This window comes from Yoonia sp. SDW83-1 (assembly GCF_046762885.1).
Lineage (GTDB): Bacteria > Pseudomonadota > Alphaproteobacteria > Rhodobacterales > Rhodobacteraceae > Yoonia.
Map to the genome: position 1 here is coordinate 34,997 of NZ_JBKQXO010000006.1, position 19,705 is coordinate 54,701.

Annotated in this window: 26 protein-coding genes and 1 tRNA gene; 15 read left to right on the plus strand and 12 right to left on the minus strand. The window is 58.7% G+C overall.

Annotated elements, in window-relative coordinates:
- Positions 1-12: 12 nt before the first annotated feature.
- Positions 13-456, plus strand: a complete 444-nt coding sequence (locus ACFWW4_RS09230) for a DUF302 domain-containing protein (RefSeq protein ID WP_411890577.1) — start codon at positions 13-15, stop codon at positions 454-456.
- Here ACFWW4_RS09230 and ACFWW4_RS09235 read toward each other — a convergent pair.
- Both ACFWW4_RS09235 and hisA read right to left on the minus strand, forming a co-directional pair.
- Positions 453-905, minus strand: coding sequence for a DUF2867 domain-containing protein (locus ACFWW4_RS09235; protein WP_411890578.1), 453 nt, complete (start codon positions 903-905; stop codon positions 453-455). The two genes, ACFWW4_RS09230 and ACFWW4_RS09235, sit on opposite strands and share 4 nt — an antisense overlap.
- 2 nt (positions 906-907) lie before the next feature.
- Positions 908-1,627 carry a 1-(5-phosphoribosyl)-5-[(5-phosphoribosylamino)methylideneamino]imidazole-4-carboxamide isomerase gene (hisA, locus tag ACFWW4_RS09240; RefSeq protein ID WP_411890579.1) on the minus strand — a complete coding sequence of 240 codons (720 nt, stop codon included), beginning with the start codon at positions 1,625-1,627 and terminating at the stop codon, positions 908-910.
- A 142-nt stretch (positions 1,628-1,769) separates the two neighbouring features.
- On the opposite strand from hisA, the gene ACFWW4_RS09245 reads away from it, so the two are divergent.
- On the plus strand, positions 1,770-2,159 hold the full coding sequence (locus ACFWW4_RS09245; protein WP_411890580.1) for a DUF2147 domain-containing protein: 390 nt from the start codon (positions 1,770-1,772) through the stop codon (positions 2,157-2,159).
- Between the two features lie 63 nt (positions 2,160-2,222).
- Here ACFWW4_RS09245 and ACFWW4_RS09250 read toward each other — a convergent pair whose 3' ends face one another.
- Positions 2,223-2,744, minus strand: a complete 522-nt coding sequence (locus tag ACFWW4_RS09250; protein ID WP_411890581.1) for a DinB family protein — start codon at positions 2,742-2,744, stop codon at positions 2,223-2,225.
- 261 nt (positions 2,745-3,005) lie between these two features.
- Between ACFWW4_RS09250 and ACFWW4_RS09255 the strand changes: the two genes are divergently transcribed.
- The 5 genes from ACFWW4_RS09255 (at position 3,006) to ACFWW4_RS09275 (ending at position 5,827) form a co-directional block, all read left to right on the plus strand.
- Positions 3,006-4,241 (plus strand): aminopeptidase, encoded by a 1,236-nt coding sequence (locus ACFWW4_RS09255; protein ID WP_411890582.1) that lies wholly within the window; start codon positions 3,006-3,008, stop codon positions 4,239-4,241.
- A 60-nt stretch (positions 4,242-4,301) separates the two neighbouring features.
- Positions 4,302-4,613, plus strand: a complete 312-nt coding sequence (locus ACFWW4_RS09260) for an ETC complex I subunit (protein ID WP_393930554.1) — start codon at positions 4,302-4,304, stop codon at positions 4,611-4,613.
- 34 nt (positions 4,614-4,647) lie between these two features.
- Positions 4,648-5,418, plus strand: coding sequence for an ion transporter (locus ACFWW4_RS09265; protein ID WP_411890583.1), 771 nt, complete (start codon positions 4,648-4,650; stop codon positions 5,416-5,418).
- A 50-nt stretch (positions 5,419-5,468) separates the two neighbouring features.
- Positions 5,469-5,545: transfer RNA gene (locus tag ACFWW4_RS09270), tRNA-Arg, on the plus strand.
- A gap of 69 nt (positions 5,546-5,614) precedes the next feature.
- Positions 5,615-5,827, plus strand: a complete 213-nt coding sequence (locus ACFWW4_RS09275) for a hypothetical protein (protein WP_411890584.1) — start codon at positions 5,615-5,617, stop codon at positions 5,825-5,827.
- An 84-nt stretch (positions 5,828-5,911) separates the two neighbouring features.
- Here ACFWW4_RS09275 and ACFWW4_RS09280 read toward each other — a convergent pair whose 3' ends face one another.
- Together ACFWW4_RS09280 and ACFWW4_RS09285 are read right to left on the minus strand one after the other, a co-directional pair.
- Positions 5,912-6,688 (minus strand): Bax inhibitor-1 family protein, encoded by a 777-nt coding sequence (locus ACFWW4_RS09280; RefSeq protein ID WP_393928288.1) that lies wholly within the window; start codon positions 6,686-6,688, stop codon positions 5,912-5,914.
- Positions 6,689-6,839: 151 nt separating this feature from the next.
- Positions 6,840-7,061 carry a DUF1127 domain-containing protein gene (locus tag ACFWW4_RS09285; RefSeq protein ID WP_411890585.1) on the minus strand — a complete coding sequence of 74 codons (222 nt, stop codon included), beginning with the start codon at positions 7,059-7,061 and terminating at the stop codon, positions 6,840-6,842.
- Positions 7,062-7,178: 117 nt separating this feature from the next.
- Here ACFWW4_RS09285 and ACFWW4_RS09290 point away from each other — a divergent pair, with 117 nt between their 5' ends.
- Positions 7,179-8,048, plus strand: coding sequence for a LysR family transcriptional regulator (locus ACFWW4_RS09290; RefSeq protein ID WP_411890586.1), 870 nt, complete (start codon positions 7,179-7,181; stop codon positions 8,046-8,048).
- On the opposite strand, the gene ACFWW4_RS09295 is transcribed toward ACFWW4_RS09290, so the two are convergent.
- Entirely contained in the window at positions 8,038-8,997 is a 960-nt protein-coding gene (locus tag ACFWW4_RS09295; protein ID WP_411890587.1) for an NADPH:quinone oxidoreductase family protein, read from the minus strand. The genes ACFWW4_RS09290 and ACFWW4_RS09295 overlap by 11 nt on opposite strands.
- Before the next feature lie 273 nt (positions 8,998-9,270).
- Between ACFWW4_RS09295 and ACFWW4_RS09300 the strand changes: the two genes are divergently transcribed.
- The 3 genes from ACFWW4_RS09300 (at position 9,271) to ACFWW4_RS09310 (ending at position 11,854) form a co-directional block, all read left to right on the plus strand.
- On the plus strand, positions 9,271-9,642 hold the full coding sequence (locus tag ACFWW4_RS09300; RefSeq protein ID WP_393928284.1) for a helix-turn-helix domain-containing protein: 372 nt from the start codon (positions 9,271-9,273) through the stop codon (positions 9,640-9,642).
- Positions 9,643-9,714: 72 nt separating this feature from the next.
- Positions 9,715-10,524: a histidinol-phosphatase gene (gene hisN, locus ACFWW4_RS09305; RefSeq protein ID WP_411890588.1), complete on the plus strand. Its 810-nt coding sequence runs from the start codon at positions 9,715-9,717 to the stop codon at positions 10,522-10,524.
- Positions 10,517-11,854, plus strand: coding sequence for an 8-oxoguanine deaminase (locus ACFWW4_RS09310; RefSeq protein ID WP_411890589.1), 1,338 nt, complete (start codon positions 10,517-10,519; stop codon positions 11,852-11,854). Before hisN ends, ACFWW4_RS09310 begins: the two co-directional genes overlap by 8 nt.
- Before the next feature lie 18 nt (positions 11,855-11,872).
- Here ACFWW4_RS09310 and ACFWW4_RS09315 read toward each other — a convergent pair whose 3' ends face one another.
- On the minus strand, positions 11,873-12,322 hold the full coding sequence (locus ACFWW4_RS09315; RefSeq protein WP_411890590.1) for a Tsi3 family protein: 450 nt from the start codon (positions 12,320-12,322) through the stop codon (positions 11,873-11,875).
- Positions 12,319-13,623: a guanine deaminase gene (gene guaD, locus ACFWW4_RS09320; protein ID WP_411890591.1), complete on the minus strand. Its 1,305-nt coding sequence runs from the start codon at positions 13,621-13,623 to the stop codon at positions 12,319-12,321. Before guaD ends, ACFWW4_RS09315 begins: the two co-directional genes overlap by 4 nt.
- A 98-nt stretch (positions 13,624-13,721) precedes the next feature.
- On the opposite strand from guaD, the gene mgtE reads away from it, so the two are divergent.
- Together mgtE and ACFWW4_RS09330 are read left to right on the plus strand one after the other, a co-directional pair.
- On the plus strand, positions 13,722-15,095 hold the full coding sequence (gene mgtE / locus ACFWW4_RS09325; protein ID WP_411890592.1) for a magnesium transporter: 1,374 nt from the start codon (positions 13,722-13,724) through the stop codon (positions 15,093-15,095).
- A complete protein-coding gene (locus ACFWW4_RS09330) occupies positions 15,095-15,637 on the plus strand; it encodes a 5-formyltetrahydrofolate cyclo-ligase (protein WP_411890593.1) in 543 nt (180 codons plus the stop codon). The genes mgtE and ACFWW4_RS09330 overlap by 1 nt, the downstream gene beginning before the upstream one ends.
- A gap of 69 nt (positions 15,638-15,706) precedes the next feature.
- On the opposite strand, the gene ACFWW4_RS09335 is transcribed toward ACFWW4_RS09330, so the two are convergent.
- Together ACFWW4_RS09335 and ACFWW4_RS09340 are read right to left on the minus strand one after the other, a co-directional pair.
- Positions 15,707-16,993: a homoserine dehydrogenase gene (locus tag ACFWW4_RS09335; RefSeq protein ID WP_411890594.1), complete on the minus strand. Its 1,287-nt coding sequence runs from the start codon at positions 16,991-16,993 to the stop codon at positions 15,707-15,709.
- A 54-nt stretch (positions 16,994-17,047) separates the two neighbouring features.
- Positions 17,048-17,281 carry a hypothetical protein gene (locus tag ACFWW4_RS09340; RefSeq protein WP_411890595.1) on the minus strand — a complete coding sequence of 78 codons (234 nt, stop codon included), beginning with the start codon at positions 17,279-17,281 and terminating at the stop codon, positions 17,048-17,050.
- A gap of 86 nt (positions 17,282-17,367) precedes the next feature.
- Here ACFWW4_RS09340 and ACFWW4_RS09345 point away from each other — a divergent pair, with 86 nt between their 5' ends.
- Positions 17,368-17,955: a TetR/AcrR family transcriptional regulator gene (locus ACFWW4_RS09345; protein WP_411890596.1), complete on the plus strand. Its 588-nt coding sequence runs from the start codon at positions 17,368-17,370 to the stop codon at positions 17,953-17,955.
- Between the two features lie 96 nt (positions 17,956-18,051).
- Positions 18,052-18,537 (plus strand): hypothetical protein, encoded by a 486-nt coding sequence (locus ACFWW4_RS09350; RefSeq protein ID WP_411890597.1) that lies wholly within the window; start codon positions 18,052-18,054, stop codon positions 18,535-18,537.
- On the opposite strand, the gene ACFWW4_RS09355 is transcribed toward ACFWW4_RS09350, so the two are convergent.
- Both ACFWW4_RS09355 and ACFWW4_RS09360 read right to left on the minus strand, forming a co-directional pair.
- A complete protein-coding gene (locus ACFWW4_RS09355) occupies positions 18,519-19,136 on the minus strand; it encodes a TadE/TadG family type IV pilus assembly protein (protein ID WP_411890598.1) in 618 nt (205 codons plus the stop codon). The two genes, ACFWW4_RS09350 and ACFWW4_RS09355, sit on opposite strands and share 19 nt — an antisense overlap.
- Positions 19,129-19,704: a TadE/TadG family type IV pilus assembly protein gene (locus ACFWW4_RS09360; RefSeq protein ID WP_411890599.1), complete on the minus strand. Its 576-nt coding sequence runs from the start codon at positions 19,702-19,704 to the stop codon at positions 19,129-19,131. Before ACFWW4_RS09360 ends, ACFWW4_RS09355 begins: the two co-directional genes overlap by 8 nt.
- Between the last annotated feature and the right edge of the window lies 1 nt (position 19,705).

Genomic DNA, 19,705 nt, shown 5'->3' on the forward strand with positions numbered 1-19,705 from the left:
TGGGAGCACTTTATGAAAAACCTTCTTGCGACCGCCCTGATCGGGCTTTCGAGCACGGCCATGGCCGAAAATGTGGTCAAATCCTCACCTTTGTCGGTGGCAGAAACCATTGATGGATTGGAGGCGGCCGTGACCGGGGCAGGGGCCACCGTGTTTGCCCGTGTCGATCATGCTGCCGGGGCCGAGAGCGTCGGCAAGTCGATCCCGGATGCGACACTGCTGATCTTTGGCAATCCAGCGCTGGGCACCTTGGCGATGGAGGATGATCTGCGTGCAGGTCTGGTCCTGCCGCTGCGGGTGCTGGCCTATGAGGATGCTGACGGCAATACACAGATGACGTGGACCCCGGCAGAAGATTTGTTTGCAGGTCTGGATATCGCGCCGGATGCCGAAGTCGTGGCCAAGGTGAATGGCGCGCTGAATGCGCTGACCGACAAGGCGATGAGCGCGAATTAGACGCGCGCCACCCGCGCGAGCGCGTTGCGCGCGATGGCGATATGAAATGGCATGATGGCCGCGAGATAAAGCCGCCCGCCGATATTATGGGGTGATACCCATGTGGCGAGGCTGACCTGGCCGTCATGCTGCAGGACCGAGACCCGGAAATCGAGATGTTTGTCGTTGAACCCGGCAATCAGCTCGGTTTCCGTTTCGCTTTCGACAGGAAAGATACCGATCTTGTCGGTCACCTGTGGCCCGTCATTGTCCAGCCCGAAAGGGGCTGTCACAATCCGCCGGATCAGCAGCAGAAACTGTGCCCAGCCGGGGAAATCGGTGATGACCTCGCCTGCTTGTCGTGGGTTCAGATCAGAGGGGACGCTGTAGCAATCCAGAAAATCTCCCGGTACGCGCCTGGCGTGCAGTTCGCTGACCTCGGGCAGATCGGTGGCGCGGACATCGGGCATGGCTAATCCTTCAGCAGCTTCAGGGCTTCGGTCAGATCAAATGCCCCGTCATAGAGCGCGCGGCCCGAAATCGCGCCGGATATGACGCCGGTATCTTTCAGCGCGGTCAGATCGTGCAGCGACGATACCCCGCCAGAGGCAATGACCGGGATTGTGACGGCGCGGGCGAGGGCCGCTGTGGCGTTGATGTTGGGGCCTTTCATGGCGCCGTCACGCAAAATGTCGGTATAGATGATGGCCGCGATCCCTGCGTCCTCGAACGATTTGGCCAGATCGGTGACCATGATTTCGGTTTCCTCGGCCCAGCCGCGGGTGGCGACCTTGCCATTGCGCGCATCAAGCCCAACGGCGACCTGTCCGGGAAAGGCCTTGGCCGCTTCCCGGACCAGATCGGGGTTTTCGACGGCGACGGTGCCAAGGATCACGCGGGCGAGGCCCTTGTCCAGCCAGCGTTCAATCGTGGCCATGTCGCGGATGCCGCCGCCAAGCTGGGCCGGGACCGGACAGGCGGCCAGGATGGCCTCGACCGGGGCGGCATTCACCGGCTCACCGGCGAATGCGCCGTTCAGGTCCACCAGATGCAACCACTCGCAGCCCGCATCGACAAAGTCCCGCGCCTGCGCCGCCGGATCATCGTTGAACACGGTCGTCTGATCCATATCCCCATGCACCAACCGCACCGCGTTGCCGTCTTTGAGGTCAATGGCGGGATAAAGGATCATGTTTAGGCCTTCTTCATCTGTCTGGGGTGTTTATGCATGCGGTCGGGGGGAATGCAACGCCATCACCGCGACCTAACGTAAGACTTGATCGGTTGCAGGCTGAGCGCGCATGCTGACTGCAAAACCAATGGGGATACGACATATGAAGAAGATATTGATGACAGCGATTGCGGCCATAAGCATCGCCGGGGCAGCCTTTGCTGATCCGCTGGAAGGCGTCTGGCAGACGTCGCGCGATGACAATGGCAATTTCGGACATATTCAGGTGGCCCCTTGTGGGCCTACGTTGTGCGGAACCCTCGTGCGGTCGTTTGATTCCTCCGGAAGCGAGGTTTCATCAGACCTGACCGGGAGCACGATTATCTCGGAGACCGTTGCCCGTGGTGGTGGCGAGTACCGCGGCAAGGTGTATTCGCCGGATCGTGACAAGACCTACAATTCGCGTCTGCAACTGAGCGGGAACTCCCTCGCCGTGTCCGGTTGTGTGTTTGGCATCTGCCGGGACGGCGGCACCTGGACCCGCGTTCAGTAGCGGTTTGCACCGCGTGATTTGGGGCTCACCCGGTTTGGGTGGGCCTTTTCATTTGGACGCTCGTCAGCGCGCGCGGATGTCTATTTCTTGCGGCATCGCCAGAATGTCCGTTGGGTCGGTGGTGGCCCCCGCCGCAGCGAGCATGGCATGTATCTGCCCCCGATGGTGCGTTTGGTGATTGAACAACTGTATGACACAGATCGCCTTGGTCATTTGAACCCGTTCTGAACCGTCAAGCGGATACCAAGCGGCGCGACCATGCAGGTCTGTATTGGTAAGGCGCGTTGCCCATTTTTCGATTTCTGCATCTCGCCTGCCGCGCAACTCTTTGAATTCGGCCCAGTCGGATGGGCTGCTGAGCGAATGTGTGATCGTGTTCTGTGGGCGTTCATTGCCCTTGATGCGCTCAAGCATAAGGGCATCGGCCCAATAGAGGTGGTTCAGGGTCGCTGCAATGGATCTGAAAAATGCACCGCGATCTATCCAGCGGGCGGCATGGGTCAATCCATCAGCTGCGGTGATGAGCGCGTTGTTTTGCCAGCTGTTGTAGCGCGCAGACAGGCGGCAGTATTCGGCTGAAATCATTTTTCATGGCCTCAGAGTTGTGGGGAGATATGAGAGGGTCTGCGCCTTGCCTTGATACCGGCAAGTTGCACGATCCCGGACGAGGCGGAATGCCGTCGGGTATCTTCATAGTAGATGCCTCTTCGGCGGCCGGTAAACCTTTTTGTTGAAGACTGCCCGTCCCCGAACCGCTTTGAGTTCGGATCGGCCGAAATACGGCGTTGGTTGACCTTGGCCCTGTAACCCATAGGTTCGGGCCAATCCAATGAATGAGGTGCCCCGATGTCGGACCATATTGATCCAGAAAAACTTGACCGTCTCGCTGAAGTTGCCGTGCGGATTGGTGTCAATCTGAAACGCGGGCAGGATTTGATTATCACGGCGCCTGTGGATACCTTGCCGCTGGTGCGCCGCATTGCTGCGCATGCCTACAAGGCTGGTGCCGGGCAGGTTTTGCCGTTTTTGACTGATGATGCGGTGACCCTCGCCCGGTTCGAACATGGTGATGATGCGAGTTTTGATCGTGCGCCGGGTTGGTTTTTTGAAGGTCTCGGCCAGGCCTTCAAGGAAGGGGCGGCCCGCATGGCAATCACCGGAGAGGACCCGATGCTGCTGGCCGGCGCGGACCCTCACAAGGTGGCCCGCGTCAGCAAAGCAACTGCAATTGCCCGGAAACCGGCGATGGACCCGATTGTAGGGTTCGAGGTGAACTGGAACATCGTGGCCTATCCAACCCCGGGCTGGGCCGCGCAGGTCTATCCCGACCTGCCTGTCGAGGAAGCGCAGGGCAAGCTGATGGACGCCATCTATGCCGCCTCCCGGCTGGATGGGGATGATCCGGTTGCCAATTGGGAGGCCCATACGGCGCGGCTGAAGGAACGCGTCGATTGGCTGAACGCCCAGAGTTTCAGCGCATTGCACTATACCGGCCCCGGCACAGACCTGCATCTGGGTCTGGCGGAGGGTCATATCTGGAAAGGCGGGGCGTCGCCTGCGCTGAACGGTGTGGTGTGTCAGCCGAACATACCCACCGAAGAAGTGTTTACCTGCCCCCATGCCTATAAGGTCGAGGGTACGGTCGCAGCCACGAAACCGCTGGCCCATCAGGGCAGTGTGATCGAAGATATCGCTGTCCGTTTCGAGGCGGGCCGGATTGTAGAGGCGACGGCCAGCAAGGGACAGGATGTGTTGCGCGAACTGTTGAAGACCGATGATGGGTCCAGCCGCATTGGCGAGGTGGCACTGGTACCGCATTCCAGCCCGATCAGCCAGTCGGGCACTTTGTTCTACAACACGCTCTTTGATGAAAACGCATCCTGCCATATCGCACTGGGCCAGTGTTATGCCGATGCGATTGAGGGTGGATCGGTCCTGTCACCGGAAGAATTGAAACAGAAAGGTGGCAACCAAAGCATCATCCATGTGGATTGGATGATGGGATCGGATGCGGTGGATATTGATGGGATCACCAAAACTGGCGACCGGGTGCCGGTCATGCGCGGGGGTGAATGGGCGTAAGCGGTGCTTGCGAAACCTTCACCTTTTGCACATATAGGAGCCAGCGGAACGGAGACGATGATGCGTGCACGAATCTACAAACCAGCCAAGACCGCCATGTCCTCGGGCACGGCCAAGACCAAGCATTGGGTGCTGGAACATGTGGCCGAAACAGCGCGCGAGGTTGATCCGTTGATGGGCTGGACCTCATCCGCCGATACACAGGCGCAGGTCAAGCTGACATTTGACAGCAAGGAAGATGCGATTGATTACGCCCGCGAAAAGGGCATTGATTTCATCGTTCAGGAACCCAAGCCCCGCAAAGCCAATATTCGCCCCGGCGGGTATGGCGAGAACTTTGCCACCAACCGACGCGGCGCCTGGACACATTGAGCCACCCGGCAGCTGCCATTTCTGAGAGCCATTGATGTCTTTGCGCGCGCGCACCGCTGCTTTTGTTGAGCATCCCACGGTTGGCGGGCTGATCATTGGCGTCATTCTTTTCAATGCCGGTATTCTGGGGATGGAAACGTCCGAGACACTGATGGCCGAGGCTGGTCCATTAATCCTGGCGCTCGATACCGCCTGTTTAGCGTTTTTTGTTGTCGAAATACTGTTGAAGCTCTTTGCCTATGGCACCCGGTTTTTCCGGAATGGCTGGAACCTGTTCGATCTGGCGATTGTGGGCATTTCACTTGTACCAGCATCCGCCGGTTTTTCGGTTCTGCGCGCGTTGCGCATCTTGCGGGTGTTGCGCCTTGTCTCTGTCGCCCCGCGCTTGCGCCGGGTTGTTGAAGGTTTTGTCACTGCTTTGCCCGGTATGGGATCGGTGTTCGTGCTGATGGCGATCATCTTCTATATCGGGGCGGTGATGGCGACCAAACTGTTCGGTGCGTCCTTTCCTGAATGGTTCGGCAGCCTGGGGCAATCAGCCTATACGCTGTTCCAGATCATGACATTGGAAAGCTGGTCCATGGGCATCGTCCGCCCGGTGATGGAGGTTTACCCATACGCCTGGGGTTTCTTCGTCCCCTTCATCATGGTCACGACATTTGCCGTGGTGAACCTGCTGGTCGGTCTGATTGTGAATTCGATGCAGGACGCCCATGCCGAGGAAAGCAATGCCGCGACTGATGAATACCGGACAGAGATCATCGCCCGGCTTGAGGCCATCGAGAAAGCCTTACAGAAAAAGTGAGCCTGGCCACTTGCAATGGGTTTGCCTCTCGCGCCATACCAGCGCGGAGCGGTCCCGTAGCTCAACTGGATAGAGCAGCTGACTTCTAATCAGCAGGCTGAGGGTTCGAGTCCTTCCGGGATCGCCAGTTCTGGGCTGACCCACCGGCGTTTTGCGCTCGTTAACTCTTGAGCCTATCTGAAATTGGCGATGTCTGATGAAAGTTCCGCAGATTCAATCAGCTTTGGGAATGGCCGCTTTTTCGATGGTACATGTGAGGTTGGGCGAAACCACAAGCCGTCCCGCTGCCGCTGCCGAGACGCAGGGTCGGTGTGACGTGCTCAATACCGAAAATGGTCAAGAGGAACATCGCGCGCTGTTGAGCGGCTTTGACAAGATGCTGAGCCAGTGGGCACAGCAGACCCATTAGATGCAGCGGCCTGAGATGCTTCCAATAGTCACAAAAAAGGGCGGGATGACCCGCCCTTTCGTATTCTTATCGCCGGAAGTCCGGTTATTCCTGTCCCATGAAATAGAGCAGGAACTGGAACATGTTCAGGAACGAGATGTAGAGGCTGAGCGCGCCGTCGAAGGCGGCTTTGTCCATCCACTCCTGATCTGCGGCAGCTGCATGCTCCACATAGGTGTTTTTGATCTGCTGCGTGTAAGCAGCGGTCAATCCGGCGAACAACACGATACCGATCGAGGCGATCGCGAACATCATCGCGTCAGACTGCAGGAACAGGTTCACGATGATTGCAGCCAGAAGACCGATCACACCCATGATCAGGAACGTCCGCATCGGCGCCAGATCCTTTTTGGTCACGTAGCCATAAAGGCTGAGACCGGCAAAGGCGATTGCGGTGACCAGGAAGGTCTGCGTGATCGAGTAGGGCGTGTAGACCAGAAAGATCGAGCTGAACGATACACCGATGACCGCAGCGAAGGCAAAGAAGCCAAGCTGTACAGCCGCCGCCGAACCTCGTTGCAGCAATGCGCCCCAGCCAAACAGGATAAAGGCCAGAGGTGCAAAGAAGATAACCCAGCGCAGCGGGCTGGCATAAAGCGCCACGCCAAGCCCGGTCAGGTACTGGCCATCACGCAGAGCGTAAGTCGCATTTGTCGGATCGCTTGTGACCGCAAGACCGGCAATTGCCCATGCCGCCACGGCGGTTATCAGCATGCCCACGGACATTGTGCCGTAGACCTTGTTCATATGAGCGCGCAAGCCCTCATCAATAGCGGCCGCGCGGACCCCGCCGACCGTTTTCATTGTCTCGTATTGAGCCATTTAGACCTCCAGATATAACAGTGGCGCCGCGAGCCGGCATCCTTGCGCGTGATATTGGCACAAACCCGCACGTTTTCAAGGGCGCGCGGCACCAAGATCATTAAATCTGATCGTTTTGGGCGGGAATGTCGCAGGTCCGCTTGTTTCGTGATCAGTCCCGCCAACTGGCGGGGGCGTCCCAAACCCGTTTTTGTGCTTCTGTATAAGCCTGATGACGGGTCAGTCCGATGTCCTTGAGCATGTGGTCCTCAAGCTGGGCGAGCGCGCGGCGCTGCCGGGACAGGGCCAGTAGGCGGCCAATACGGCGCCAAAGCCCGGGCCGCGCCACACCGCACCGCGCATTAACGGATTCCTGAGTCGTGACAGTGATCATATCCTGTCCTTTCGTGATGGTTTGTGTGGTTATCATTAGAATACTTGATATATAGCGGCGAACCTCATATGATAAAAATGAATGTTTGATGGGTCTTGTATCAGCTATGGTGATGAAATGAGAAATCTGGATATGACCGCTTTGCGATCTTTTGTAGCCGTTGCTGACACGGGCGGTGTGACCAAGGCGGCAGGGCTTTTGAACTTGACGCAGTCGGCTGTTTCCATGCAGCTGAAACGATTGGAAGAATCCCTGAACGTGTCATTGCTCGACCGCTCCGCACGATCTATCGGCCTGACAACACAGGGTGAACAGATGCTCAGTTATGCCCGGCGGATGCTCGCCTTGAACGACGAAATCTATGGCAAACTGACCGCGATCGAGTTTGAGGGCGAGGTCACGCTGGGCGTGCCGCATGACATTATTTACCCGGTCATTCCCAAGGTGCTACGCCGGTTCGCGGCGGCCTATCCAAGGGTCAGGGTGCATCTGGTTTCATCTTTTACAAGAAAGCTTGTCGAGCAATTCAATCGGGGGGAGATTGACGTCATCCTGACGACCGAAGACAGCGTTGGAACTGGCGGCGAAACACTGGCCAAAGTGCCGCTGATCTGGGTTGGCGCGCCGGGCGGGCAGGCGTGGAAACAGCGCCCTTTGCGGCTTGCCTTTGAGCAGCGCTGCATATTTCGGCAATACGTGCAGCGGCGGCTGGATGCTGTCGGAATCCCCTGGGAAATGGCCGTCGAGAGCGAGTCAACACGCACAATCGAGGCCACAGTCAGCGCTGATCTGGCAGTTCACACCATTCTGGAAGGCACCGCGTCGCACCATTTTGAAGCGATCAATCATGGTGGCAGTCTGCCGCGTCTGCTGGAGGTTAACGTGAATATGTATAGCGCATCGATCAATGACGGGCCGGTTGTCGCCGACCTGTCACAGTTCGTGCGGGACGGGTTTTACACCATGCGGGTGCCGGTCACGGCGTGATGACCACCTTGCCGGTGGACTGCCTGCTGCGCATCAGTTCGAGCGCCTGAGCGGCGTCATCCAATTGTAAAACATGGCTAATATGCGGCTGCAGGCGCCCCTGATCGTACCATTCCATCAATTCGCCCAAGCTCTCGATCAGCGCGTTGGGCTGAAAGCCAAGGTAGCCGCCCCAATAGAACCCGATGACCGTGATGTTCTTGACCAGAATGATGTTGGCCGGGATCGGAGGAACCTTGCCGCTGGCAAATCCGATGACGATGATCCGAGCCTCGCGGTTGCAGGCCCCTAGCGCTGCCTTGAATGCGTCACCCCCGACGGGATCGTAAACCACATCGGCCCCGCCCAACTCCTTGACCGCTTCCTTGATGTCGTCGGTTGTGCTGTCGATCAGGTGATCCGCGCCCGCATTCTTTGCGACGGCCAGCTTGTCCGCGCCGCGCGCGACGGCGATGACGGTGGCCCCCATCGCCTTGCCGATCTCAACCGCGGTCAGCCCGACGCCACCCGCTGCGCCCAGCACCAGCAACGTTTCACCGTTCTGCAATTGCGCCCGCCGTTTCAAAGCCAAGTGAGAGGTGCCGTAAGCCACCATGAAACCTGCCGCGACCTCTGACGGCATTTTGTCCGGCACCGGTCGGCAAAGCGCCGCCGGGAACGCACCCTGTTCGGCCATGCCGCCGCTGCCCCCAAAGACGGCCACACGGGTTCCGATCGGCGGCGTGGACACATCCGGGCCGTGTGCAACGACGGTGCCACAAACCTCCATCCCGAGTGTGAAGGGCGGGGTCGGCGTGTCCTGATACGTGCCATTGGCCATCAGCAGGTCCGCGAAGTTCAAACCGCACCCTTCGATATCTAAAATGACCTCGCCCCTTTTTGCGGTCGGAGCGGGAACATTTGTAACCTCTGGTGCGTTATTGAACGATGAAACCTGAAATGTGCGCATAAACGAATCCTTCTTGGTATGGCTTTATTAACCCTTATCGCCCAATCATCGCAGCAGATGAAAGGATGCCGGCTTTGACCGGTCGCGTAAAAAGTGTCATCATGAACCTGTCTTTAAGGTCAGGTCTGCTGCTGCAACCGTTGCGTGTTACGCTTGAATGGTGTCATGCACATCATCAAGCAGGACGCGCTTGCAGATTCAACCAAGCGCTAAACGCTGCATCGGGCACTGGCAACATGTTGCCGCGTGCTTTCTAACTAAGGAAATAAACGAATGAAACATCCGGTAGATGTACATGTAGGTAAGCGCATCCGTCACCGCCGCTGGATGAGCGGCACAACCCAACAGCAGTTGGCGGAAAAAGTTGGTATCAAGTTTCAGCAGATCCAGAAGTACGAAACAGGTATGAACCGCGTCAGTGCATCGCGGCTTTGGGACATCGCAAAGGTGTTGAACGTGCCTGTCTCATTCTTCTTTGAAGGCCTCGATACTCAACCTCCGGCAGACAGCAACAACAGTGATATGCCGGGTGATATCCTGACCGACAAGGAAGCGTTGGAGCTTCTGCGGTCTTACTATGCAATTCCAGAAAACCAGCGTCGCCGCCTTTTTGACCTGGCGCGGGTGCTGAGCGAAGCAGCCTGACACGGGCTTGACCATCCCATCTGCCCCGCGCTACCGCAAACGGTGACAGCCGGTGTGGATGGGAATGGCACAGTGTTCAAAGACAAAGCGTTCAATGCCGACCTGATACGGGTTGCCCATCTGCTGGCAGATGCGGCGCGTCCTGAAACTCTGCGCCACTTTCGCACGGCCGATCTGGTGACCGATAACAAGTTGGGCGAAGGCTTTGATCCGGTGACCGAAGCGGATCGCGCCGCCGAGCAGGCCATGCGGGATGTTCTTGGCCGGGAACGACCGGACGATTCCATTCTTGGCGAGGAATTCGGACATTTTCAGGGTAGCAGCGATTTGACATGGGTGCTTGACCCGATTGACGGGACCCGTGGCTATATCAGTGGTACGCCGACCTGGGGCGTTCTGATTTCAGTGGCGGACAAGGACGGCCCGATCTTCGGCCTGATTGATCAGCCCTATATCGGTGAGCGATTTGCCGGTGGGCTGGGCCTGGCGGAAATGATGGGGCCATTGGGCCTATTACCACTGCGGACGCGGGCAACTCGCGATCTGGTCGATGCGACGGTGCTGACCACCTTTCCAGAAGTTGGAACACCTGATGAGATGCAGGCCTTTCAGGCTGTTTCTGCGCAGGCCCGACTGACCCGGTATGGCATGGATTGCTATGGCTATGCTTTGCTGGCGGCAGGGCAGGTCGATCTGGTGATTGAGGCGGGGTTGAATGCCTACGATATTCAGGCCCCGATCGCCGTGATAGAGGCAGCGGGCGGGGTCGTGACCGATTGGGATGGTGGTCCGGCCCATGAAGGTGGTCGTGCGCTGGCCGCGGCAAATGCCCAGATACATGCCGCCGCTCTGGCGGTGCTGCGTGATGCGATAAATGCCTGACCTGCTGATCCGCAATGCATCCGTCATCCTGACGATGGATGACGCGCGATCCGAACTGGCGAACGCGGACATTCTGATCAGCGACGGCGTGATCGCGGCCATTGAGGCTGATCTGCCCGCTGAAAATGCAGATGTTTTTGACGCCACCGGGGCCATCATCACACCGGGTCTCGTCAATACCCATCATCATCTTTATCAAACCCTGACCCGCGCGGTGCCGGGTGCGCAGGACGCGCTGTTGTTTGGGTGGTTACAGCGTCTTTACCCAATTTGGGCGCGGTTTGGCCCGGAAGAGATGTTCGTGTCAGCCCAGATCGGATTGGCGGAACTGGCGCTGTCCGGCTGCACGCTGACCTCGGATCATCTGTATCTGTTTCCCAATGGGGCACGGCTGGATGACACGATTGCCGCCGCCGCTGAGGTTGGTTTGCGGTTTCATGCCACACGCGGCGCGATGAGCATTGGCGAAAGTGACGGGGGCCTGCCGCCGGACAGTCTGGTCGAAGCGGAGCGGGCCATTCTGGGAGACTGCATTCGGGTGATCGATGCGTTTCACGATCCGCGCCCCGGGGCGATGACCCGTGTTGGCGTGGCACCGTGCAGTCCGTTTTCCGTCAGTCGTGATCTGATGCGCGATGCGGCAATTCTGGCCCGTGACAAGGGTGTGATGCTGCATACACATCTGGCCGAGAATGATGAGGACATCGCTTATTCACTCGAGAAATTCGGCTGCCGTCCCGGACAATATGCTGAAGATCTGGGCTGGGTCGGCGATGACGTCTGGCATGCGCATTGTGTGAAACTGAATGGGCAAGAGATTGATTTGTTCGCCCGCACGCAGACAGGCGTCGCCCATTGCCCCTGTTCCAATTGCCGCCTTGGATCAGGCATCGCGCCGCTGCGGCAGATGCGCGATGCGGGCGTGTCCGTCGGCCTGGGCGTGGATGGATCGGCCAGCAATGATATGGGAAATCTGATGGCCGAGGCCCGGCAAGCGATGTTGTTACAGCGGGTTGCCAATGGGGCCGATGCCATGTCCGCCCGCGAAGCACTGGAGATCGCCACGCGCGGTGGGGCTGCTGTGCTGGGGCGCGATGATTGTGGTCAGATTGCTGTTGGCAAACGGGCGGATATCGCGGTGTGGGATGCGAGGGCGGTTGAGAATGCAGGGTCGTGGGATCCGGCCGCGCTGGTTCTGGCCGGTCCGGCGAAGGTTCGTGATTTGTTTGTGGAAGGCCATCAGGTTGTTGCCGATGGCCGAATGCAGACAATTGATTTGGACAAGGTGATTAACCGCCAGAACGCCTTGGCCGCGCGGCTGGCGGAATAGGTCGCGCCGTTGGCGCATTTATCGTGGTTGATAGCTGGCCAATACGTCCCACGCGAATGCAAAGTTGGGCGTGCCGATTTCCAACTGGTCCTGCGCGATCATCACCACGGTCTGACCTGTGTTGTCCGTTCCAACTGCCGTCAGCCTATATTCCGTTCCGCCTGACCCGGCGCCAAGCGGCTCAATTGCAAAAAGAAATGGGCGATCAAAGCCTGCCACATCGCGCAGGGTGAATTGTCGCGTGGCTGTCTGAAATGGCTGATCCTGGGTGAAAATCTCCAACCGCTGAACGGTACGTCGCATGCCGGTCTGCGCCAACTGCACCCCGCCATCCTTTTGCGTCGCAGCAAATCCATCCGGCAGCAATATGCTGAAACCGTAAGCATCAATTCGTGTACTTTCTGCTTCGACTACAAAAGGCCACGTCAGCAACAGCGTGGATATCAGTATTGATCTTACCCGCGTCATTGGCTTTCACCGCGCTGATACCGCTGCCCGGCGATCCACACATCTGCAATGGATCGGTCATCGCCCATCATGATCGTGGGAAAAAGTGCATCCCAGATATCCTGTGCCTGCTGGCTGCGTTGGGCGATGGCCGGGGTCGCGGCAAGGTCGAGAATCGTGATATCCGCCATGGCCCCCGCGCCAAGATGGCCAATCTGGCCGTTCATGTGCAGCGACCGCGCGGATCCCTCGGTCGCCAGCCACATCAGTTGCGCGGGATGTAATGCTGTCCCGCGCAGTTGTCCAATTTCGTAGGCGGCGGCCATCGTGCGCAGCATGGAAAATGACGACCCACCGCCTGTATCGGTCGCCAAACCGACCTGCAGGCCAGCCTTTGCCAGCCTCATCAAGTCGAACAGGCCCGAGCCGATGAAGGTGTTTGACGTCGGACAATGGATGACCGCCGCGCCAACCTCACGCAATCGCGCCACCTCCCGGTCCTCCAGATGGATGGCATGGCCGTAGAGCCCCCGTGCCCCAAGCAATCCGAAAGCTTCATAGGTGTCCAGATAATCGCGGGCGTCTGGAAACAGGTCTTTCACCCAGGCGATTTCCGGGAGTTGCTCGCTGAGATGGGTCTGCATCAGGCAATCAGGATATTCCGCCCAGAGCGCGCCCAGCGCATTGAGTTGATCCGGCGTTGAGGTTGGCGAAAATCGAGGGGTGATGGCGTATTGCGCGCGGCCCTTGCCGTGCCAGGCGTTCAACAGGCGTTTGCTGTCGTCATAGGCGCCTTGCGCAGTATCGCGCAGATCGTCAGGCGCGTTGCGGTCCATGCAGGTTTTGCCAGCCACCACAGCCATATTGCGGGTGGCGGCCGCGCCAAAGAACGCATCGACACTTGTCGGATGGATGGTGCAAAAACTGGTCAGGGTTGTCGTGCCGTGGTCCAGAGCGAGATCCAGCGTTCGGTTTGCGATCTGATCGGCATAAGCCGGATCGCTGAAACGCGCCTCTTCAGGGAACGTATAGGTGTTGAGCCAGTCAATCAGCTGCTTGCCCCAGCTCGCGATGATCCCTGTCTGCGGATAGTGCATATGGGCATCGACGAAGCCTGCGCTGATCAGAGCATCGCCATAATCGGTGATGGCTGCGTCCGGGTACTTCGCCTGCATGGCGGCACCATTCCCGGTCTCCGCGATTCTGTCGCCATCGATCAACACACCGCCAGCGCTGTCAAAATCGGTGACATCACCCCAGTGTTCAGTCAGCGGATTGCCGGAAAAGCTTAAGGTCTGGCCAAGGAGAAGATGCTTGCTCATCCCGGCACCATATGGCGAGGCAGCGGGGGCGTAAATCGCTCAATGGCCGTTGTGCGCGGCGCGCGAGAAGCTATGGTGCAGGTGCAACGAGGGGCGGCATGACAGACCAATCGGACAACAACGAAGACGAAGCCTTTGGCATCACGGATCGGTTGATCAATGATGTGATGGAGGCGGTACGCACCGGTGGCGCCGAATGGGTCGATGCGCTGCTTGACCCGTTGCACCCTGCCGACATTGCCCACCTGCTGGAGCAGCTTGATCCGCGCAGTCGTCGCGACCTGCTAACGGTTTGGAAAGGTGGCGTGGACGGTGACACGCTGTCCGAACTGGACGAGCAGCTGCGCGAAGAGGTGATCGGGCAGTTGGCCCCAGCTGAGCTGGCCGAGGCTGTGCGCGACCTGGAAAGCGACGATGTCGTCGATCTGGTCGAGTATCTGGGCGAGGACCAACAAGAGGCGGTTCTTGACGCGCTCGATGCGGGCGACCGGGTGGTTGTCGAACAGGCGCTGACCTATCCTGAAGAATCTGCCGGCCGCCACATGCAGTCCGAGCTGGTTCGCGCGCCGGAACACTGGACGGTGGGCGAGGCGATTGATTACCTGCGCTCTGACGTTGTTCTGCCGGATCAGTTTTATCACATCATCCTGGTCGATCCGCGGCTGAAGGCGGTGGGATATGTCACGCTGGGCCGGATTCTGAGCCATCCGCGCGACATGCTGTTGCGTGACCTGATGGAGGATACATTCCGCACCTTCCATGTCGCGCAGGATGTGGAAGAGGTGGCGCAGGCGATCAACCACTATCACATGATCACGGCACCGGTGGTTGACGATGACGACCGGATCGTCGGTGTGATCACCATCGACGACGCCATGGCGTTTCTGGAAGAAGAAGCGGAAGAGGATATTCTGCGCCTCGCCGGTGTGGGTGAGGGCAGCCTGTCCGACCGGGTGATTGCCACAACGCGCCGCCGCTTTCCCTGGCTGGCTGTTAATCTGGTGACGGCGATCTTCGCCTCAATGGTGATTGCGCTGTTCGAGGAAACGATTGCAGGGCTGGTGGCCCTCGCGGTGTTGATGCCCATCGTAGCGTCGATGGGTGGCAATGCCGGGACACAATCCCTGACGGTGGCTGTGCGTGCGATCGCAACCCGCGATTTGACCACGGCAAATGTATGGCGGGTCATTCGTCGTGAGGTGTTGGTTGGACTGATCAATGGGCTGCTCTTTGCCGTTGTGATGGGCGTGGTCGGGGTGATCTGGTTTGGATCACCGATGCTGGGTGTTGTGATCGGGGTGGCGATGGTCATCAATCTGGCGGTGGCGGGCCTCGCCGGGACGGTCATTCCCGTTCTGCTCGAACGGTTTGGAATTGACCCGGCGCTCGCCTCTGGCGCGTTTGTCACGACGGTGACGGATGTGGTTGGTTTCTTTGCCTTCCTTGGCCTTGCAGCACTTTGGCTGCTGTGATGGATAAATCCGCCGCGCGCAAAGCCGCCTTTGCCCGGCGCAAGGCCGCGCATGAGGCGGGGTGCGGGACAGCGGGTTATCTGAGCGAGGTTCTGGCGGGCTATCGCGGTGTGCCGTTGGCCGGTTACATGGCGATGCGAACCGAAATCGATCCGGCGGCGGCCATGGCTGAGGCTACGGCACATGGACCTGTTGGTGTCCCCGTGATCATGGGTGCGGGGCAACCCCTGCAGTTTCGAATTTGGGAGCCGGACTGCCCGATGGTGCCCGGCACATTTGGTGCAATGATCCCCGAAAGCGGCGAGTGGATGACACCGGAAATCGTGATTGTGCCCCTTGTTGCGTTTGACAGGCGCGGGGGGCGCTTGGGTTATGGTGGCGGCTTTTATGATCGCACGCTGGAGGGGTTGCGCAAGCGCGGCTCTGTGCTGGCCATCGGTTTTGCCTATGCCGCGCAAGAGGATGACAACCTGCCGCTCGAACAGACCGATCAGGTGTTGGACATGATCGTGACCGAAAAGGGTGTCGTCTCCCTACAGTGAACGAAACGATTTTCTTGCAAAAATCGTTGTCCCAAAAAACTTCTAGAAGATTTATTGTATCCGCTCACCTCAGACGGCTTCGATCCGGATGGCTACCGGATCGCCGGAGACGACGCCGGTTGCCCTGAAATCGGCCAGTGCCTCGTCCAATGCGGTTTGTGTTGTCTTGTGGGTCACGATCAGCACCGGTGCGGTCGCGTCGCCATGTTCATACTGTCGCATCCGGTTGATCGAAATCCCGGCCTCACCCAAGGCATGGGCGACCTTGGCCAGCGCGCCGGGCTTGTCCAGCAGTTGCATCCGCAGATAGTAAGGGGCAGGCACGGCGGCGCGTGCGGCGCGGGCCTTGCGCAGGGTCTTGGCGGGCTGTCCAAAGGTCGACAGGCGCATCCCACGCGCAATATCCATCACATCGCCCATTACAGCGCTGGCGGTTGGACCTTCGCCCGCGCCGGGGCCGCGCAGTACGATCTGGCTGACCGCGTCCCCTTCCAGCACAACCATATTGGTTCCCCCCTGCAATTGCCCCAAAGGTGACGTGTCAGGGACAAGACAGGGTGACATGCGCTGCTCCAACCCGCGCCCGGTCAATTGGGCCACACCCAGAAGCTTGATCTTGAACCCCATATCGGCCGCCTGCCGGATATCATCAATCGTGATCGCCCCGATCCCTTCCAACTCGACCGCGTCGAAATCCACCTGCGTCCCGAATGCGATGGAGGACAGCAACGCCAGTTTGTGCGCCGCATCAATCCCGCCAACATCGAGTTCCGGATCCGCCTCCAGATAGCCAAGCTGGTTGGCCTCATCAAAGACGGCCTCGTAACTCAGGCCTGCATCCTCCATCCGGGTCAGGATGTAATTGCAACTGCCATTCATCACGCCCATCACGCGGGTGATTTCGTTTCCGGCCAGTCCTTCTGTCAGCGCCTTGACCACCGGGATGCCGCCAGCGACAGCCGCCTCGAACCGGATGACGCGCCCTGCCACTTCCGCCGCTTCGGCGAGTGCCTGCCCGTGGATTGCCAAAAGGGCCTTGTTGGCAGTGACCACGTCCTTGCCTGCTCTGATTGCAGCTTCGGTGGCGTCTTTGGCCGGGCCTTCGGAGCCGCCCATCACTTCGACAAACACGTCGATATCTTCGCGTGTTGCGAGCGTTACGGGGTCGTCTTCCCAGTCATAATCCGACAGGTTCACATCCCGGTTCTTGGTGCGCGACCGGGCCGATACGGCGCTGATCACAACCGGACGTCCCGACCGCGCCTCAAGCAAGGCCGCATGTTTCTGGATGATCCGTACGATCCCCACACCAACGGTGCCAAGCCCCGCAATTCCAAGGCGCAGTGGTTCGGTCATGTGGGGCAATCCATCCGTTGTGAGCTTTGATCCGGTACTAGCGAATAGGCGCGGTTACTGCAACGCAGCGATGTCTATGCGGCGCAACCGTTCAGCGCGGGCATTCAGCGCGGCGATGCGGGCGGCCAGTTCTGTTTCGATATTGCTGTCCATGGCCCCGTCAACGATATCAGGCAAAGGCGCCAGCCGGGGGTAGGGTGCCTGCCGTGCCGTATCGCTGATCGTCCCGTCCAATTCGGGAAAACTGGCACAGGCCGACAGCAAAAGTGGCAGGATGATCAAACGCATGCCCCGCTATATCCGGCGCAGCGGCATCAGGGCAAGCGGCGCATCAGGGCTTTTCAAATGAACGCTTGTTCAGTTACATGGAAAACATGGCACGCAAGCAAGGTTCACATTCCGACATTACCGGCCCGCGGGTTCAGGATACGGCGCTGCGGCTGATTGCGCGCCACGGATATGCGGCCGTGTCCATGCGCCAGATCGCGGCGGATGTGGGGGTGCAGGCGGGGGCGCTCTATAATTACACCTCTGACAAGCAAAGCCTGCTGTTCGATCTGATGCGTGACCATATGGCCGATCTTCTGTCGGCCCTGGCTGCTGAGGATATCAACGGCGACGCCATGACCCGGCTTGAGGCATTCACCCGGTTTCACATTCGGTACCACTTGCCCCGGTCTGATCAGGTGTTTGTGTCCTATATGGAACTGCGCAACCTGTTGCCCGAGAATTTCACCACCATCGAAGGCCTGCGCCGCGAGTACGAGGATGAGCTTGAGGACATTCTTTGCGCCGGTGAGGCCGAGGGCCTCTTTGCGGTGCCCGATACCCGCGTGGCGACGATGGCTCTCATCGCGATGCTCACTGGTCTCAGCCATTGGTACCGCGAAGGCGGCCGGCTCGACATGAATACGATTGAGACGATCTATTGGGATCTGGTGCGCAAATCCGTCAGTGTGTGATGTCTTGGCGTGGCCGCTCTCAGGGGCATGCCGGCGGCTCTGGTCAGCCCTGTCTGACTGGGGTAGGGCAGGGTGACGTCACGAAAGGAAAGACCCATGTTCAAGCCGGATGAAAATGGCGTTTACGCCCGGGTACATGCATCACCGGCACGCCGGGTTTTCGCCTATGCGGTATTGTTCGTGCTGGGCGCGCTGCTGATCTATCTGCCGCTGGTGCAGCCGCCATCGGTCCTGTGGACTATTGTTATGCTGGGCATGGGGCTTGCGGCACTCTTGGGGGCCGAGATGCTGCGCCGGGCGACCACGAATGTGATCGAGCTGACCGAAACCGAAGTGCGTGACAGTTCCGGCATCGTGCTGGCACACATGGACGAGATTGAGCTGGTCGATCGGGGGGTCTTTGCGTTTAAGCCGTCCAACGGGTTCACGCTGGTGTTGCGCAGCAAAAAGCCCCGGGGCTGGGCACCGGGGCTCTGGTGGCGGCTGGGTCGCCGTGTTGGTGTGGGCGGCGTTACATCAGCCGGCCAAGCCAAATTCATGGCTGAACAGATCGCGTTTCGTCTTCAAGGTGCGGGCAAATAGCACTCCGGGGCAGCGCCGGCATCTTGCTTCCAGCAGACAGTGCCCTGAAAACGTGGTCTGATCACGGTGAAAGAGTTAAACTCAATCCCATCAAGATCCGGCACAATAAACGGTGAAATCGTGACCGAGAATGGCGCGTTATACTTGGTCCGCGTTTCCACCAGAATTGCCGTATCGCCATCAGCCAGATCAGGCAGCCGCGCCCGGATAAGATCGAGACGTGTATTATTATAGTTTTGGCCGTACCCGCGATTTCGCGACCAAACCACCCGATAATCATCCTCGGTTTGGCGGTACTGGTACACCGTGACCCGCAGGTCAGGGTCGTCCTCTGTCTCAGTCAATGTCCGCAGGACTTCGCGCGCGCCATTCATATAGGCAGGCGTGACAACGCCATCGACGCCGCTTTCACGACTGATCATATCCGCGATGGTCAAGCCAGCGCGTGTACTGATCGCTTCATGATGATAGGCGTCGAAATACACCATCGTTGACAGCAGCGCCCACACCAGGATTGGGATACAAAGGGTTAGTTCGATCGCGGCAACACCGCTTTCATCATCCCGGAATTCTCTTAGTTTCTGAGAAAGATTAGCCATTTTCATCTTCATCTCTCTGATATGGTTCCACCACAAATGCGGAGACGGCAACCAATGCGTATGAACCACCTGCGGCTGATCCACTGTTACCGTCGACAATCGCCTTACCAATACCCACCGTCGGCATGACGGGGTCAAACCGGGCGCACGCACGGACAAATACCAGTTCGTTATTGCCGACACCGACAAATTCATCCTTGGGCTGGCCAGGATCACCGCGGTCAACACATTGGATCGTGCCAGGAAGCCCGGCCCAGGCCCGTGGGTCGCGTTTGATCAGTTCGAGTTCCAACTGGGTCTCGCAATTAGGAATGAGCAACGCAACTTCGCAAATACGTGCGCGCAGCTGGTCCCGGGTCGGATCAGGCATGCGGCCAATGCGAATGTCGCGCACAGCAATGTCGACGCCACGTTCCAGCATGACATGTCGCGCCGAAATCATACCGTTCTCATAGGTCATGCCGAAGAACAGCATGAAGACTGGAAAACTCAGAACGAACTCGATTGATGACGCGCCATCTTCGTTGTGAAGGAAAGCTTTGAGTTTGTTTTTGATTCGATCAAACATA

Excerpts from the sequence above, each read along its gene's own strand:
- ACFWW4_RS09230 (WP_411890577.1), top strand. The coding sequence starts at position 13 with ATGAAAAACCTTCTTGCGACCGCCCTGATCGGGCTTTCGAGCACGGCC.
- ACFWW4_RS09235 (WP_411890578.1), bottom strand. The coding sequence starts at position 905 with ATGCCCGATGTCCGCGCCACCGATCTGCCCGAGGTCAGCGAACTGCAC.
- hisA (WP_411890579.1), bottom strand. The coding sequence starts at position 1,627 with ATGATCCTTTATCCCGCCATTGACCTCAAAGACGGCAACGCGGTGCGG.
- ACFWW4_RS09245 (WP_411890580.1), top strand. The coding sequence starts at position 1,770 with ATGAAGAAGATATTGATGACAGCGATTGCGGCCATAAGCATCGCCGGG.
- ACFWW4_RS09250 (WP_411890581.1), bottom strand. The coding sequence starts at position 2,744 with ATGATTTCAGCCGAATACTGCCGCCTGTCTGCGCGCTACAACAGCTGG.
- ACFWW4_RS09255 (WP_411890582.1), top strand. The coding sequence starts at position 3,006 with ATGTCGGACCATATTGATCCAGAAAAACTTGACCGTCTCGCTGAAGTT.
- ACFWW4_RS09260 (WP_393930554.1), top strand. The coding sequence starts at position 4,302 with ATGCGTGCACGAATCTACAAACCAGCCAAGACCGCCATGTCCTCGGGC.
- ACFWW4_RS09265 (WP_411890583.1), top strand. The coding sequence starts at position 4,648 with ATGTCTTTGCGCGCGCGCACCGCTGCTTTTGTTGAGCATCCCACGGTT.
- ACFWW4_RS09275 (WP_411890584.1), top strand. The coding sequence starts at position 5,615 with ATGAAAGTTCCGCAGATTCAATCAGCTTTGGGAATGGCCGCTTTTTCG.
- ACFWW4_RS09280 (WP_393928288.1), bottom strand. The coding sequence starts at position 6,688 with ATGGCTCAATACGAGACAATGAAAACGGTCGGCGGGGTCCGCGCGGCC.
- ACFWW4_RS09285 (WP_411890585.1), bottom strand. The coding sequence starts at position 7,061 with ATGATCACTGTCACGACTCAGGAATCCGTTAATGCGCGGTGCGGTGTG.
- ACFWW4_RS09290 (WP_411890586.1), top strand. The coding sequence starts at position 7,179 with ATGAGAAATCTGGATATGACCGCTTTGCGATCTTTTGTAGCCGTTGCT.
- ACFWW4_RS09295 (WP_411890587.1), bottom strand. The coding sequence starts at position 8,997 with ATGCGCACATTTCAGGTTTCATCGTTCAATAACGCACCAGAGGTTACA.
- ACFWW4_RS09300 (WP_393928284.1), top strand. The coding sequence starts at position 9,271 with ATGAAACATCCGGTAGATGTACATGTAGGTAAGCGCATCCGTCACCGC.
- ACFWW4_RS09310 (WP_411890589.1), top strand. The coding sequence starts at position 10,517 with ATGCCTGACCTGCTGATCCGCAATGCATCCGTCATCCTGACGATGGAT.
- ACFWW4_RS09315 (WP_411890590.1), bottom strand. The coding sequence starts at position 12,322 with ATGACGCGGGTAAGATCAATACTGATATCCACGCTGTTGCTGACGTGG.
- guaD (WP_411890591.1), bottom strand. The coding sequence starts at position 13,623 with ATGAGCAAGCATCTTCTCCTTGGCCAGACCTTAAGCTTTTCCGGCAAT.
- mgtE (WP_411890592.1), top strand. The coding sequence starts at position 13,722 with ATGACAGACCAATCGGACAACAACGAAGACGAAGCCTTTGGCATCACG.
- ACFWW4_RS09330 (WP_411890593.1), top strand. The coding sequence starts at position 15,095 with ATGGATAAATCCGCCGCGCGCAAAGCCGCCTTTGCCCGGCGCAAGGCC.
- ACFWW4_RS09335 (WP_411890594.1), bottom strand. The coding sequence starts at position 16,993 with ATGACCGAACCACTGCGCCTTGGAATTGCGGGGCTTGGCACCGTTGGT.
- ACFWW4_RS09340 (WP_411890595.1), bottom strand. The coding sequence starts at position 17,281 with ATGCGTTTGATCATCCTGCCACTTTTGCTGTCGGCCTGTGCCAGTTTT.
- ACFWW4_RS09345 (WP_411890596.1), top strand. The coding sequence starts at position 17,368 with ATGGCACGCAAGCAAGGTTCACATTCCGACATTACCGGCCCGCGGGTT.
- ACFWW4_RS09350 (WP_411890597.1), top strand. The coding sequence starts at position 18,052 with ATGTTCAAGCCGGATGAAAATGGCGTTTACGCCCGGGTACATGCATCA.
- ACFWW4_RS09355 (WP_411890598.1), bottom strand. The coding sequence starts at position 19,136 with ATGGCTAATCTTTCTCAGAAACTAAGAGAATTCCGGGATGATGAAAGC.
- ACFWW4_RS09360 (WP_411890599.1), bottom strand. The coding sequence starts at position 19,704 with ATGTTTGATCGAATCAAAAACAAACTCAAAGCTTTCCTTCACAACGAA.